The organism is Pseudomonas sp. PvP100 (assembly GCF_017833055.1).
In the GTDB taxonomy this organism is placed as follows: domain Bacteria; phylum Pseudomonadota; class Gammaproteobacteria; order Pseudomonadales; family Pseudomonadaceae; genus Aquipseudomonas; species Aquipseudomonas syringae.
On sequence record NZ_JAFIBO010000001.1, the window covers coordinates 585,666 to 600,385 of the forward strand.

The following is a 14,720-nucleotide window of genomic DNA, read 5'->3' on the forward strand; positions in this document are numbered from 1 at the left end:
TAACGACAGGATTTTCAGGCGGGGCTGAAGTACCCGCAGACGAACCACGGGCATGGTGACCGGCCATGCCAACAACTGAAGGTGAGGGATCATGGATCAAATGGCACTCAAGGCCATAGAAGGCATCGCAGGCGCCGTGCGTGCGCCGTATCAGAGCATCACGGTCAACCGCCTGACACCGATCATCGGTGCCGAGGTCGGCGGTGTCGATCTGTCGCAACCACTCAGCGCCGAGCAGCTGACGGAAATCCGCCGGGCCTTTCTGGAAAATCACGTGCTGGTGTTTCGCGATCAGCACCTGACGGTCGAACAGCACAAGGCATTCGGCCGACTGTTCGGTCCTTTGCGCGCCTTGCCGGTGGACAGCATTGATGGCGATGACCCGGAACTGGTCGTGGTGCGCGCCAACGCCCAATCGCGTTTCGCTGCGGGCGAGCTATGGCACACCGACGGCACCGCTGATCTGGAGCCGTCGATGGGCTCGATGCTGTACGTCAAGGAGACACCCGCCATCGGCACCGGCGGCGACACGCTGTTTGCCAACATGCACCTGGCCATTGAAATGCTCTCGCCAGCGATGCAGCAGTTTCTCGGTGGGCTGACGGCCATTCACGATGGCGAGATTCCGTGGAAAGGCTATCAGCCGCCTGCCGGCCTGCCGAAAAGCGAGCATCCGCTGGTGGTTCGTCACCCCGAAACCGGACGTCGCAGCCTGTTTGTCAATTCCGGGTTCACCTCGCATATCGTGCAACTCTCGCCCGGCGAGAGCCACGCGGTGCTGAACATGCTGTTCGATCTGATCGCCCGCGAACCTTCTCTCAGTTGCCGCGTTCGCTGGGAGCCGAACACCCTGGTGTTCTGGGATAACCGTTGCACCCAGCATCACGCGGTGTGGGATTACTTCCCGCACTCGCGCTATGGCGAGCGGGTGACGATTCTGGGTGGACGGCCCCAGGCCTGAAGGCGCTTGCGATTGACTGGCGAACGCAGGTCTGTCGCTTCATCAGCGCAGTGGCAGGTGGTATATCAGATCGTCGAACCACTGATCGCCGATCTGATAGGCCTGCGGGACGCGGCGCTCGAAGGTGAAGCCGCATTTCTCCATCACCTTGCAGGAGGCGATGTTGCCGTCGGTCACGGTCGATTCCAGTGAATCCAGGCCGATGGCGGCGGCGTAGTCGATGATTGCGCGACATGACTCGGTGCCGAAGCCCTTGCCTTGATGTTCCGGCAGTAACAGATAGCCCACTTCGGCGTGCCCCGGCGACAGGATGCGAAAGCCGCTGACCCCCAGTTCGGCATGGCTCTGGGCGTCCATGACCACCAGGCACAGCCAGTGATCGGACGCCGGCGTCCACTCGGGCAGGCGATGATCGAAGCCTTTGCGGATCTGCGGCTCTTCGATTTTTCCGAATACGTACTGCATGGTCTCGGGCTCGGAGTGCAGCCTGAAAAACAACGGCCAGTCACTGGCGAGCAGGGGCCGCAGATAAAGCCGTTCGGTGTGTAGTTCCAGCATCCGTTGCTCCCGGGGCAATCAAAAAGGCATCGGGTTTTGTACCCGGCCTGCGGCCAATGATCAATAATGCACGCGTATTTCATCGCCGTTGCTCACGGTAATCGTGACGCAACCAGGCAGGATCACATCCTTCGGCAGGTCAGGGACGAGTCAATGGCATTTCGCGTATTGGTCATCGGTGGCTACGGTAACTTCGGCAGCCTCATCTGTAATCATCTGGTGATGATGCCGGACATCGAACTGGTCATTTCCGGTCGTGACCCGCGCAAGCTGGCGGAAAAGGTCGCCGCACTGCAAACGCTGGGGGGCAGGTTCTGCGAGAGCTGGTGCGTGGACATCATGCAGGATGGCGCGGGCAGTGAGCTGGGTGAATTGGCCATCGATCTGCTTATCCACACCGCGGGGCCTTTTCAGGGCCAGTCGTATGCCGTGGCCCGGCATTGCATTGAGGCGGGTGTGAATTATTGCGACCTGGCGGATTGCCGGGCGTTTGTCGCCGGCATCGCCACCCTCGATGCCCGAGCGCGCGAGGCAGGTGTCAGCGTGCTGAGCGGGTGCAGCTCGGTGCCGACGCTTTCGGCGGCGATCATCGATCAGCATCGCCAGCGTTTTCTGCGCATCGATTCGATAGAGCATGGCATCTCCTCGGCAGCGAAAATGCCCGGTCTGTCGACCGTGCGCGGCGTGCTGGCCAATGCCGGGCGGCCGATCAGGCAACTGCGCAACGGCAAGGTACACGACGTTTACGGCTGGATGGGCCTGGCCCTGCGCCGGATGCCCGGCATGGGCACGCGGCTGGTGGCCAATGTCGACGTCCCGGACCTGGATGTATTTGCTGCACGCTACGCCGCGCAGAATCTGAGCTTCAAGGCCGGTTCCGCGCTCAAGGCCGGCGGCATCGCGACCTGGCTGCTGGCGCTGGCGATTCGCTGCGGGCTGCTGCGCGATCCTGCGCCGTGGGCGGAGCGCCTGTACCGTTGGGGCGCGCGCTTTGAACAGTGGGGTGATCGAAAGAGCGCGATGTACCTCGATGTCGATGGCGTCGACCTCGACGGCCAGCCGTTGCACATGCGTGCGCAACTGACTGCACTGAACGACAAGGGGCCGGAGATTCCCGGCAGTGCCGCCGTCGCGCTGAGCAGCAAAATGGCCGGTGGCTATCGTCCACAGCCCGGTGCTCGGGCCTGCGTCGGAGAAATCACCGTGGACGAGTACCTGGCGGCGATTGATGAGCCGGAAAACATCCGGCTGGATGTTCATTTCAATAACCACAACGCCTGACGCAGCAGCAGATGTCCGATGGCTCTGTACAGGCGGCTTATGTGGCTTTTTGATTGCACTTTTTTGCTGTTTTCTACAGCACCAATCATCGGAAAATTCTGCTCAGGCAACTTAAATAAATCTTAATCATCGATCCCTGACCCCGTAACTCATGGGGTGCGAGGTCCTCTCTCTCGACCGGTCCGTTATTCCAGACACATTAACTATCAAGTTAAATCTTTCAGCGCCGACTCACGGGTATTCCGCAAAAATTAAAGGCACACACGTAATGAGCGCAAAATGGTTGGACAATTTAAACGTCAGCAAGAAGCTCGGGCTGGGCTTTGCCGCTATTTTGCTCGGAGTACTGACCGTCACCGTCATCGGCTACTCCAGTACTAACCTGCTGATCGAGCGCATGGGCAAGAGCAGCAAGGTCGCCGAGATCAAGGCTGACGTCCTGAGTGCCCGGATCGCTGCGCAAGCCTATGCGACCGGTCCTACCGCCGCAGGTGTGCAGAATTACGCCAGCGCCCTGGATACCTTGAGCCGCAGTGTCGATCAAGGCCTGCAGGTGTTCGTGATCTCGAGCAACCTGGCCAAGCTGCGCGAGATCAAGGAGCAGGTGGGCGGTCTGAAGCAGACGTTCGACCAGCTGGTCGGCATCAATCAGAAAGTCGACGAGGCGTTGAAACCGATCATCAAGGTGTCCGATGACGTCAGCGCGACCTTCGAGAATCTGCTGAATAAGACCATTGACGACACCTTGCGCGCGCCGAATGAAACCGGCATCAGGCAGGTCAAGATCGCTGGCGACCTGCGTAACGGCATGACCAACTTCCGCCTGGTGTTTCGCCGCTACCTGAGCGTTCCGAATGCCGACAACCGTCAGGCCACCTATAAGGCCGCCGACGTCCTGATCGCGCAAGTGGACGCCGCCCGCAGCCAGTTGCCTGTCGAGGCAAATGCCGCAGTGGATGCCGCGCTGGTGGCGTTGAAACAGTACAAGGTGCTGATGACGTCGATTTCGGACATGCTTCAGCAGACCGAGCAGATCCGCAATGACCTGCAACAGCAATCCGTAGCGACCGCAGCCCGTGCCGATGATCTGGCGGCGCTGCAGGTCATCAGCGCCAAGAAGGAACAGGGAACCGCTGTGGTGCAATTGCTCAGCGTAGCGCTGGTCGTGCTGCTGGTCGGCATCTTTGCTGCGTTCCTGATCACGCGCCAGATTACCGTGCCGTTGAGTAGCACCGTAATTGCGGCGCGCCGGATCGCCGACGGCGATCTGACCCATGACACCAGCACCACCCGCCAGGACGAACTGGGCCTGTTGCAGAACACCATGCAGCACATGACTGTTTCGCTGCGCGGCTTGATCGGTGGGATCGGCAACGGTGTCACGCAGATCGCCACGGCGGCCGAACAGTTGTCTGCCGTCAGCGAGCAGACCAGCGCGGGCGTGACCCTGCAGAAAAACGAAGTCGACCAGGTCGCCACCGCCATGAACGAGATGGCCTCTACCGTACAGGAAGTGGCGCGCAACACCGAAGACGCTTCGCAAGCCGCCAAACAGGCCAGTGAGCGCGCCGCTCACGGCAGCAGTGTGGTGCAGCATGCCACGCGCGAAATCGGTCAATTGGCCGGTGAAGTGCAGCAACTGGGCCAAGCCATGCAGCGCCTGACCGAAGACAGCGGCAAGATCGGCAGCGTGATTGACGTGATCAAGGCAGTCGCCGAGCAGACCAACCTGCTGGCGCTCAACGCAGCCATCGAGGCTGCACGAGCAGGCGAGCAGGGTCGTGGTTTTGCCGTGGTGGCTGACGAAGTCCGCTCGCTGGCTCAGCGTACGCAGAATTCCACAACCGAAATCGAAGCGCTGATCCAAGCGTTGCAAAAAGGTACAGGCGCCGCCTCGGGCCTGATGGACGCCAGCCTGCAACGCACTGAAGGCACCGTGGTGCTGGCTCGTCAGGCCGAACAGGCGCTGGTGGAAATCAACCAGTCCATTGGCACCATCGAACAGATGAGTCAGCAGATTTCCGCCGCAGCTGAGCAACAGAGCGCTGTGACCGAAGAAATCAACCGCAGTGTACTCAGCGTGCGCGACATCGCCGATCAGTCGGCTTCAGCCACCGAGCAAAGCGCAGCATCGACCGTCGAGCTGGCCCGTCTGGGCAGCGATTTGCAGAGCATGGTCGCGCGTTTCAAGATTTAACCTGCGCAAAGCCAGGTCGGCCTCCTGAGCCCATCAGTCGGCCGACTGCTGTTGTTCCGCTCGCACCACCATCCACACGCCGATACCTGACACCGCCATGCCTGACGCCATCTGCCAGGACAGCGGTTCGTCGAACATCGCCCAGGCCCAGAGCATCGTCACCGGTGGGCTGAGGTAGAGCACGCTGGCGACGCGGGTGGCTGTCGCGCGGCGCAGACACACCCAATACAGTCCGTAACCGCCCAGGGTTGCCAGCCCCACCGTCCATAGCACGCTCAGCGCAAAGCCGGTACTGGCTACAGGCGCCAGGCTGCCCTGTGTGCCCTGAATGATCGCGAAGGCGACGCTGGAGACAGCGCATTGCAGCCACAGATTGGGGAGCAGTGCCATAGGCTCTGCGGTGCCGGACTGTTTCTGCCACAGCGTCGCGATGGCCAGTGACAACATGCCCAGCAGCGGCAGGCCGTAGGCCCACAACGGTGCGTCACCCACCGCAAGCGCGCTGTAGGTCACCAGCACTACGCCGATCAGCCCGACAAACAGCCCCGCCCAGATTTGCCAGGCCAGCCGTTGTCCGAGCACTACTGCCGCCAGGAGTGCCATGCCCATCGGCAACAAATCGGCAAACAGCGCAGCGAGGCCGGCTGGCACGCCCAGCGCAATACCCTGCGTGACACCGGCGACGTAGCCGGTCATGGCCAGCAAACCGATACCCGCGTTTTTCAGCAGCGTCGCAGCCGGGATCGACCTCAGTTGCCTGGCAACAAAAGGCAGCAGGATCAGGGTAACCATCACACAGCGCCAGAACACCACCAGCAGCGGCGGCGCATGTTCCAGCGAAAAGCGTGCGCCGACGAAGCCTGAACTCCAAGTCAGAATAAGCGCGGCTTCAAGCAGAGGAAGGGGAATGGCCTGATGCCAGGCAGGCCGCGAGACGTTAGGAGCAATCGACAGGTATGGGTTCATGGACACAGGTTACGAAACCGGCGTAGTCTAATAAATCAAAATTAAATGCATGAGTTGTTCAGGAATAATGAATCATGACGGCCATTCTCGACATCGAACTGGTGCGCACCTTCCATGCGGTGGCGCGGATAGGAAAGTTTTCAGCCGCCGCCGAGCAACTTCATAAAAGCCCGGCAGCAGTGAGTGTGCATGTCCAGCGCCTCGAGGCCGTGGCGGGCGGGCGCTTGCTCAATCGGGACAACCAGGCAGTGTCGCTGACGGCGCTGGGCAAGCGCCTGCTGCTGTCGACGACAGAGCTGCTGTCCACGCATGACCGGGTGCTGGCGGATCTGCAAGGCACTCATCTGGCCGGACGCATCACGCTGGGTGTTCCGGATGAATACGCCGTGCATGTCATTCGCGACATCCTGCCGGTGTTCGCGGCCGCGTGGCCCAATGTCGTGCTGGAATTGAAATCCGCACCCAGCTACGCACTGCGCGAGCAGGTTGCGCGTGGCAAGTTGCAGACAGCAGTGATCGCGCAACCCAAAGGGCAACTGAGTGCTGATACGCAGTTTCTGGTATCGACCAAACCGGTCTGGGTCGGGCCGGCCAGCGTTGCACTGGCATCCGCTGACCCGGTGCCGCTGGCGATTCACGCAGCCCAATGTCCCTATCGTGAAGCCATGCTGGCGTCACTCAAAGACAACGGCCGCAAAGTCCGCGTAGTTCTCGAAAGCCCGTCCAATCAGGCGATCAAAGCCTGTGTGGAAGCGGGCCTTGCGATCAGCCTCATCGATCGGAGCGGGGTCACGGACGCCATGCAGATTCTCGATGACCTGCCTGAAATAGCCGAGCACGAAATCGTCTTCCTGCGCTCGCCGTTGTCACAGAACGACGAGGCGGTGAGCCTGCTGGCGCAGGCCCTGCAGAAGTATTTTCGGGTTTGATAGCGAAGCTGTGTGCAGTAAACGTCTTTGCGGTTCACCACACGGGTGGCGATTGTCTTCTGGTGTGGAAAATCCGTAGAACCTGTAGTCGGCCGCTACGGATGCGATATGGAATCAGGTAAGGCAGGTCTGGCAGAGGCCATTCTCTGGTTCCGGCAATCCGTCCTTCCCGGCCCATGGCGGGAAAGCTCGCGAGCTGCGTTACGCTTGATTGAATGGCTTTCACGAAAGCAGCGGCAGCAGCTGGATTGTCCAGTGCGATATACACTGCCTCCTCATCCAGATTCTTTAGTGCTGTTTTGAGCCATTCAACCTGCATTGCCTGACCATTTGTCCATGACAGCTTTTACGTCGTCTGGGCTTGCGAACTCGCCGGCGTCGGCTTCTTCGATGGCACGCTGAATTTCGGCAATCTGCCAAGCCTCGCGTGTCAGGTATTCGCGGAGCGCGTCGAGGGCCAAAAATGACTTGCTGCGCCCGGTCGCCTTTGCAAGGTGTGCAAGGGTATCTGCCATTTCGTCCGGCAGACGTAGAGACATTGTGGACATATACACCTCACACGTAGTTATTTGTATTACATGAGGGTGCAGTGTAATACATGTGAATACGCCTGTAGATGCCGTTTCCATTTCTGGTTTGTCGGTTTTTTATCGGGTGCAAAATGGCCCGCGAATTCGCGGGCCATTCAAGCAGCTTTCGGGGTGGCTCAACCGTCCTTGAACAGAAAACTGTAGGCATTCAGCGCCGGCACGCCGCCTAGGTGGGCGTAGAGCACTTTCGAGCCTTCGGGGAATTCGCCGTTGCGCACCATGTCGATCATGCCGTGCATGGATTTGCCTTCGTAGACCGGGTCGGTCAACACGCCTTCCAGGCGGGCGCAGAGGCGGATGGCTTCGAGGGTGCCATCGTTCGGCAGGCCGTATTCCGGGTAGGCGTAGCGGGTGTCGAGCACCACGTCTTCGGCGCTGATTTCGCGGCCCAGCTCCACCAGTTTTGCGGTGTTCTGAGCGATACGCAGGACCTGCGCGCGGGTCTTTTCCGGCTTGGCCGACGCGTCGATACCGATCACACGCTGTGCCCGGCCATCGGCTGCGAAGCCCACCAGCATGCCTGCGTGAGTGCTGCCGGTTACCGAGCAGACCACGATGTAGTCGAACTTGAAGCCCAGCTCTTCTTCCTGCTGGCGCACTTCATCGGCAAAACGCACGAACCCCAGGCCGCCATAAGGGTGTTCCGAGCAGCCCGCTGGAATCGGGAACGGTTTGCCGCCGCCTTCCTCGACGTCGGCCATGGCCTTTTCCCAGCTCGGGCGAATGCCGATATCGAAGCCTGCCGAATCCAGACGCACATCAGCGCCCATGATGCGCGACATCTCGATATTGCCGACCCGGTCGTACAACGCGTCCGAATAGTTGACCCAATTCTCCTGAACCAGCACGCACTTCATGCCCAGATGCGCCGCTACGGCTGCCACCTGACGGGTCTGGTTGGACTGGATGCCACCGATCGATACCAGTGTGTCGTAGCCACCGTCGATAGCTTCCGGCACCAGGTATTCCAGTTTGCGGGTCTTGTTGCCGCCGAAGGCCAGACCGCTGTTGCAATCCTCGCGCTTGGCATACAACTCGACCTTGCCGCCCAGATGCTCACTCAGGCGTTTCAGTGGGGTAATGGGCGAGGGGCCGAAGGTCAGAGGGTAGCGCTTGAACTTGCTCAGGTTCATATCGGGTCTCCGTTGATAAGTTATTCCGGACATTGAAGGTGGGTCTCGATATGTTTATCGAGCCGCCCGGCATGGCTCCCATCATAGGAAAACCACGAATAATCGTGGTTGCAAAGAATTGCCTATCTACAAAATAAGCGTTAGCCTGAATGCAACTAAACAGACTTTTATTGTGTGAATTTCATTATGAAAGCAATAAATGAACGCACTAAAAAGTCCGGTGCTGACGTAACGCCGCTGCTGGACAGGATTGACCGCGCCATCCTCAAGACCTTGCAACGTGACGCGTCCATTTCCAATGTGGCACTTGCCGAGAAGGTCAAACTGAGTCCGCCTGCGTGCCTGCGTCGCGTCGAGCGGCTGAAAGAGGCGGGCGTGATCAAGGGCGTGGTGGCGTTGCTCAATGGCGATGTTCTGGACGCCGGCATGGTGGTGCTGATCGGTGTCGTGCTGGACCGCTCGACACCGGATTCATTCGCCCAATTCGAAGCCGCTGCACAGAAGGTTTCCGGCTGTATGGAGTTTCATGTCGTCACTGGCGAGTTCGACTACTTCATGTTGTTGCGCACCAGGGACAGTCAGAGCTTCAACCGTTTGCACGCCGAACAGTTACTGTACTTGCCCGGTGTCAGACAGATTCGTTCGTTCATGGGACTGCGTCAGGTCGTTTCCACCACACAGTTACCTCTCTGATGGGGTTTGGCGTGGCCTGTTTGCTGCATGCAGCGTCAAACGTTCACGCCTGACCAAGGTCAGAGTTGCTGACTGCCATACGATTGACTCTGGCGCATGATTCAATCAGTGCCGTTTTCTTTTTTACTTGCTCAAGGATTTTCATTTTGGCTGCTGGAAGCTTGCTTACCCTGCTTGACGATATTGCGATGCTGCTCGATGACGTGGCGCTGGCCACGAAGAAAACGGCGGGTGTGCTGGGTGATGATCTGGCGCTCAATGCCCAGCAGGTCACCGGTGTTTCAGCGGATCGCGAATTGCCGGTTGTCTGGGCCGTGGCCAAGGGGTCGCTGCTCAACAAGGCCATTCTGGTTCCGACAGCGTTGCTGATCAGTGCCTTCGCACCCTGGGCGATTCTGCCGTTGCTGATGATCGGCGGTGCGTTTCTGTGCTTCGAGGGCTTCGAGAAAATCGCCCATAAATGGCTGCATCCCGAAACCGGCGAAGAGCATGAGCAGCGCAAGCAGGCGTCGGCGGATGCGTCCGTGGACATGGTGGCGTTCGAAAAGGAACGCGTCAAAGGCGCGATCCGCACGGACTTCATTCTTTCGGCGGAAATCATCGTGCTCGCACTGGGTGTGGTCTCGGCCAGACCCTTCATGGATCAGGTCGGCGTACTGGTCATCGTCGCAGTGCTGATCACCGTGGGGGTCTACGGGCTGGTCGCCGGTATCGTCAAACTCGATGACCTGGGCCTGTACCTGAAGAAAAGCGCAGCTTCGGCTGCACAAAAGATCGGTGCAGGCCTGCTGTGGCTGGCACCGGTGTTGATGAAAGTGCTCTCGATCGTCGGTACTGCCGCCATGTTCATGGTCGGCGGCGGGATTCTGGTCCACGGCCTGCCGTTCGCTCATCATTGGGTCGAGGGTGTGACCGAAGCGGCAGCGGGTGCGGTAGGCGGTCTGTCGATGGTCGTTCCGACGCTGATCGATGCGCTTGCCGGGATCATTGCCGGTGCCATGCTGGTGCTGGTTGTGACATTGATTGGCAAGGTCTGGAAAGCTGCGAAGGAGTGAGTGGAGGCGGGGCGTCGCGCAGGGGTTGAGTCTCATGCCAATGCTCCGCGTTGGCATGCATCCCGTGACGCTCCGCGTCACAGATCTGCGCAGCAACTCCCTCTCAGGGTTGGGCGCAGAGGCTTCAGAAATGCGCTCCCGCGCTGAGCGCGGGAACGAGCGTCACAACCGGATCGTGTTTAGAAGAACACCTTGACCAGCAAGCTCGCGGTGTTCTGATCGGTGTCGAAGGAACTCGTGTCCTTGATGCCGTATTTGTTGGTCCAGTAGTCGTATTCGATACCCACGTACAGCTGCCGCTCCGGGTAATTCAGTGCCTTGCCCAGGTCGTACTTGATCTGCGGGTTGAAGTGCAGGTTGGAGTGGTAAGTGCCACGCGAGGTCTTGTCGTTGTCGACTACCCAGTCCATGAAACCGTCGATCAGCACATCCGATTTGCCCACCGGAATGGTGTAGGACCACACCGGAGTGATCTGCCACACGCCGTCGCCCGGGCGATTGCCTTCGGTCTGGCGCTGGTAGAAGTTAAGCTGGAAGTAGTCGAAACCCGGGATCTTCAAGTCGAACGCCGGACCGATCAGGTACGACTCGTTATCGCCCTCACCAAACTCGTAAGTTGCGGCAATCAGCACATCGCTGATCGGCCCGAACTCGAACTTCTGGCCGAAGATCTTGCCCAGCGAAAGCCGTGGCGAGAACTCGCCGTAATAGGTGTTATCGCCAGCGGTTGCGTCTTTCTTGCCGTTGTAGAAGATCTTGTCGACGAAGAAGAAGTTGTCGCCGTACTTCCAGCTGTCCGCGTGCTCAAAGGTGAAGGTCTGCTGATTTTCCGGGTTGACAGCAAAGTCTCGTCCATTGAGATAGGTCAGGCTATTACTCTGCCACTGGAAGATATCCCCTGCCATGGCGGGTGCAGCAACCAGCAGACTGCTGGCCAGTAATGCACTGGAAATCGTACGGTTCATGCGGTGAGCCCCTTGATGTCGATCGTGATTTTTTCGGACTGGCGTTCTATGCATGACGCCTTGTCGGTGGTTGCAATAATTTGTCTGTCTGGTCAGCTTTGTGTTGTTAGCAAGAGCTGCGCCAATCAGTGAAAAAAAGTTTAAGTAACCCTTCAAACCGATATCGAAGTGTCGATTTCAGGTTGTTTTTTTCAATGGACTGCGTTCTGAGTGCCGTTCAGCCAGTGGGCTGCCCGGTCAGGTTCAGCTATCGGGAAAAAGAGGGGCGGGTTGGCAGCGGCGGCGGAGGATACTGACTCGCGTCGCCGTGCTCAAGTGCTCCAGAGCAGGGCGTCCGGAGCGAAAACAGGGCAATGCCCGTTGCTTCAGTTGATGTGCGCGCCCTGATCGATCCAGGCGCCTACCAGATCACGTTCCTGCTGGGTCATCTGGGTGATATTGCCCAGCGGCATGATCGGCGCGGTGATTGCCTGCGCCTTGATGCGCGGCGCCTGTTGCTGGATCTGTTCAGGCGTATCGAACATCACGCCGGCCGGAGCGACGCTGAATAGCTGGCTGGTAGGCGTGGCCGAGTGACAGACCGAGCAACGTTGCCGGATGACGTCGTGCACCTTGTTGAAGTCTGCACCTGCCACCTTGGCAGGCTCGGGCTGGGCAGGTGCTGCCTGGGCAGGTGCAGCGGCGGGTTGCGCAGGCTGCTCATCAGCCCGATGCCCGCCGACCGCCGTACCGGGCAGTGGCTGATAGACAATTTTTGCCGGCGCTTGCGCAGGGCCGGTGACATACGCCAGGCACAGCATGCCCAGCGCCGCGACCGGCAGGGTCCAGGCGAATCGATGGCTGTCGTGGCGTGTATTGAAGTAATGGCGCACCAGCACGGCCAGCAGCGCGATGCCTGCGAGAATCAGCCAGTTGTACTCACTGCCGTAGGTGCTTGGGAAGTGATTGCTGATCATTATGAACAGCACGGGCAGGGTGAAGTAGTTGTTGTGTCGTGAACGCAACAGGCCTTTTGCCGGCAGGCTTGGGTCCGGCGTGCGGTTCTCGGCAATCGCGGCCACCAGCGCGCGCTGGGCCGGCATGATGATGCGGAACACGTTGCCGACCATGATGGTGCCCATGATCGCGCCCACATGCAGATAGGCACCGCGACCGCTGAACACTTTGCTGAAACCATATGCCGCCGCCACCAGCAGCACGAACAGGACCACGCCCAACAGGGCTGGGCGCTTGCCCAGTGGCGAGTCACACAGAAAGCTGTAAATGAACCAGCCGACGAACAACGAACCCAGGCCGATGTGCACGCCCTCGGCGCCACTCAGGCTGCTGCCCGGTGCCAGCAGGTACAGCGTCGGGTTGGCGTAGAACACCACGCACAACAGCGCGACACCGGACAGCCAGGTCGAATAGGCTTCCCATTTGAACCAGTGCAGATTCTCCGGCATGGTCGGCGGTGCGAGCTTGTACTTCTCCAGGTGGTAGATGCCACCGCCGTGGATCGCCCAAAGGTCACCCGACAGGCCTTCACGCGGGTTGCTGCGGTTGAGGTTGTTCTCCAGCCAGACGAAGTAGAACGATGCGCCGATCCAGGCGACGCCGACAATCATGTGAATCCAGCGCACGCCCAGATTCAGCCATTCCATCATATGTGCCAGCACGGTGTTTACCCTTCCAGTGGGTGGGGATCGAGAACCAGCAACTGGCTCTCGGCAAAGTAATGCTCGTCGCAGTTGTTGCCTTCGCCACTGCGATCAACCACCAGGAAGTCATCCCGCTTTTCGATCGTCAGCACCGGATGGTGCCAGACGCCGCGATGGTAATTGACACCTTGCCTGCCGTTCGACACGAAGGCGCGGGTCGCCTCTGATTCAGGCTCATCGCCAACCGGCGCGACCACGATCAGAAAGGGGTTGCCGAGCAGCGGCACGAACGCCTGGCTGCCCAGCGGATGACGCTCCAGCATGCCGATGGTCAACGGCATCGGCAGCGCTTCGGCGCGGAAAATGCTGATGATCGCCTTGTCCTCCGGCTGCGCGGTCTGCACGTCAGCCAGACGATGAAAGCGCATGGTCGAGCCGTTGTTGATCATGAAGTGATCGCTGCCGTCGGTTTCGATCACATCACCGAATGGCGCAAAGGCTTCCTTGGTCAGTGGCTCGATTATCAGTTTGCGCATGCGGGTTCTTCTTCAATGGTTTTGAGGGGGCGCTCATCGTTATACACACATCCGCTTTGGATTCTGGCCGGAGGCCGTAGGAGCGGACCGGGCGACGCTCCTACGCCCTTCGGGCAGAAGCCTGACAGTCTTTTATTCAGGGCGCTCCAGGACTTATGTATATGATGAGCGCCGAACGTAGGAACGAGAGTTTATGCGTTGTTACCTGGCCACCTTGCCCAGCACTCGCAGGCGGCTCACGCCACCGTCCGGGAATACGTTCAGGCGGATGTGGGTGATCGGGCCGATCGCCTTGATCTGCTCGGCGAACTCGTGTTCGGCGTGCATGGTCAGCTTCTGGCTGGGCAGCAACTCGCGCCAGAACAGGCTCTGGGTTTCGATCTGGCTGTCGGTGCCACCCTTGACCAGGGCGCCTTGGATCGAGCAGCTGTCCGGGTAGTTACCCTTGAAGTGCAGGGTATCGACGATGACTTTTTCGACTTCGCCCTGGTGCCCGAGCGCCACGATCACCCAGTCGTTGCCGGGTGTGCGGCGGCGCGCGGTTTCCCAGCCGTCGCCCATGTTCACACCGCGACCAGGGTTGAGGATGTTGCTCATGCTGCCGTAGTGTTCATCGGAGCAGGCAATCGATCGGCCGCCATTGAGCGCCGCAACCAGATCGATCTGCTCGTCCTCGCTGACTTTCGACCAGTCGCGATGCGGCACACCGTACACGCGCAGACGCGCGACTCCGCCATCCGGATAGATGTTGAAGCGCAGGTGGCTGAACGCCTGATCGTTGCTGATCTCGTGGTAATGATGGCTGTTGCCTTGCAGCTCCACAGACGGCAGCACTTCGGTCCAGGCGGTGTTTTCATCGGGCTCGCCCGACGCCAGGAAGCACGCTTCCAGCGATGCGGAAGGCGGGAAGTTGCCGGTGAAAAACGAGGTGTCGATGTCCACACCCTTGATGGTTCCCGCCACGCCGAGGCGAATCACCGCGCTGTCGTACCCTTCGAAACGCTTGCGGCGCGACTCCCAGCCGTCCATCCACTTGCCGTTGTCGTCGAACACGCCTTCTTTCCAGACGGCCGGTGTCGGCTGGAAAAGCCGATTGGCGTCGGCGAACCAGTCATCGGTGACCGAAAGAATTTTGGTGCCCAGACGCGCGTCGGCCAGGTTCACGAACTTCTCGAACGGTGCGGCGTAAACTTTCATGCTCTTTGTCTGCCTTCTG

Annotated in this window: 15 protein-coding genes; 6 read left to right on the plus strand and 9 right to left on the minus strand. The window is 59.6% G+C overall.

Annotated features, from left to right (window positions below):
• Positions 1-91 precede the first annotated feature (91 nt).
• Positions 92-961 (plus strand): TauD/TfdA family dioxygenase, encoded by an 870-nt coding sequence (locus JOE39_RS02565; protein ID WP_024665695.1) that lies wholly within the window; start codon positions 92-94, stop codon positions 959-961.
• 42 nt (positions 962-1,003) lie between these two features.
• On the opposite strand, the gene JOE39_RS02570 is transcribed toward JOE39_RS02565, so the two are convergent.
• The gene (locus tag JOE39_RS02570) at positions 1,004-1,519 is read right to left on the minus strand and encodes a GNAT family N-acetyltransferase (RefSeq protein ID WP_210077933.1); all 516 of its coding nucleotides are present in this window, start codon (positions 1,517-1,519) and stop codon (positions 1,004-1,006) included.
• Between the two features lie 153 nt (positions 1,520-1,672).
• On the opposite strand from JOE39_RS02570, the gene JOE39_RS02575 reads away from it, so the two are divergent.
• Together JOE39_RS02575 and JOE39_RS02580 are read left to right on the plus strand one after the other, a co-directional pair.
• Entirely contained in the window at positions 1,673-2,800 is a 1,128-nt protein-coding gene (locus JOE39_RS02575; RefSeq protein ID WP_210077931.1) for a saccharopine dehydrogenase NADP-binding domain-containing protein, read from the plus strand.
• A 268-nt stretch (positions 2,801-3,068) separates the two neighbouring features.
• Positions 3,069-4,997, plus strand: a complete 1,929-nt coding sequence (locus JOE39_RS02580; RefSeq protein ID WP_024665697.1) for a methyl-accepting chemotaxis protein — start codon at positions 3,069-3,071, stop codon at positions 4,995-4,997.
• A gap of 33 nt (positions 4,998-5,030) precedes the next feature.
• Here JOE39_RS02580 and JOE39_RS02585 read toward each other — a convergent pair whose 3' ends face one another.
• Complete coding sequence (locus JOE39_RS02585; RefSeq protein ID WP_122220097.1) at positions 5,031-5,963, minus strand: DMT family transporter; 933 nt, start codon at positions 5,961-5,963, stop codon at positions 5,031-5,033.
• Positions 5,964-6,037: 74 nt separating this feature from the next.
• Here JOE39_RS02585 and JOE39_RS02590 point away from each other — a divergent pair, with 74 nt between their 5' ends.
• Positions 6,038-6,892 carry a LysR family transcriptional regulator gene (locus tag JOE39_RS02590; protein ID WP_122220096.1) on the plus strand — a complete coding sequence of 285 codons (855 nt, stop codon included), beginning with the start codon at positions 6,038-6,040 and terminating at the stop codon, positions 6,890-6,892.
• A 34-nt stretch (positions 6,893-6,926) separates the two neighbouring features.
• On the opposite strand, the gene JOE39_RS02595 is transcribed toward JOE39_RS02590, so the two are convergent.
• From JOE39_RS02595 to JOE39_RS02605, 3 genes are all read right to left on the minus strand, one after another.
• A complete protein-coding gene (locus JOE39_RS02595) occupies positions 6,927-7,211 on the minus strand; it encodes a type II toxin-antitoxin system RelE/ParE family toxin (RefSeq protein WP_122220095.1) in 285 nt (94 codons plus the stop codon).
• Positions 7,201-7,440, minus strand: a complete 240-nt coding sequence (locus JOE39_RS02600; protein WP_004418474.1) for a CopG family ribbon-helix-helix protein — start codon at positions 7,438-7,440, stop codon at positions 7,201-7,203. The genes JOE39_RS02595 and JOE39_RS02600 overlap by 11 nt, the downstream gene beginning before the upstream one ends.
• A 158-nt stretch (positions 7,441-7,598) precedes the next feature.
• Positions 7,599-8,615 (minus strand): 1-aminocyclopropane-1-carboxylate deaminase, encoded by a 1,017-nt coding sequence (locus JOE39_RS02605; RefSeq protein WP_003423368.1) that lies wholly within the window; start codon positions 8,613-8,615, stop codon positions 7,599-7,601.
• Between the two features lie 186 nt (positions 8,616-8,801).
• Between JOE39_RS02605 and JOE39_RS02610 the strand changes: the two genes are divergently transcribed.
• Together JOE39_RS02610 and JOE39_RS02615 are read left to right on the plus strand one after the other, a co-directional pair.
• Positions 8,802-9,308 (plus strand): Lrp/AsnC family transcriptional regulator, encoded by a 507-nt coding sequence (locus JOE39_RS02610; RefSeq protein ID WP_003315203.1) that lies wholly within the window; start codon positions 8,802-8,804, stop codon positions 9,306-9,308.
• A gap of 146 nt (positions 9,309-9,454) precedes the next feature.
• Entirely contained in the window at positions 9,455-10,363 is a 909-nt protein-coding gene (locus tag JOE39_RS02615) for a DUF808 domain-containing protein (protein WP_024662002.1), read from the plus strand.
• A gap of 179 nt (positions 10,364-10,542) precedes the next feature.
• On the opposite strand, the gene JOE39_RS02620 is transcribed toward JOE39_RS02615, so the two are convergent.
• The 4 genes from JOE39_RS02620 to alc all read right to left on the minus strand — a co-directional run bounded on the left by JOE39_RS02620 (position 10,543) and on the right by alc (position 14,701).
• Positions 10,543-11,328: an outer membrane protein OmpK gene (locus JOE39_RS02620; protein WP_074908245.1), complete on the minus strand. Its 786-nt coding sequence runs from the start codon at positions 11,326-11,328 to the stop codon at positions 10,543-10,545.
• 365 nt (positions 11,329-11,693) lie between these two features.
• Positions 11,694-12,986, minus strand: a complete 1,293-nt coding sequence (locus tag JOE39_RS02625) for a urate hydroxylase PuuD (protein WP_003423374.1) — start codon at positions 12,984-12,986, stop codon at positions 11,694-11,696.
• A 5-nt stretch (positions 12,987-12,991) separates the two neighbouring features.
• Positions 12,992-13,504: an ureidoglycolate lyase gene (locus JOE39_RS02630; protein WP_003396316.1), complete on the minus strand. Its 513-nt coding sequence runs from the start codon at positions 13,502-13,504 to the stop codon at positions 12,992-12,994.
• 201 nt (positions 13,505-13,705) lie between these two features.
• Positions 13,706-14,701, minus strand: a complete 996-nt coding sequence (gene alc / locus JOE39_RS02635) for an allantoicase (protein ID WP_003423375.1) — start codon at positions 14,699-14,701, stop codon at positions 13,706-13,708.
• Positions 14,702-14,720 lie beyond the last annotated feature (19 nt).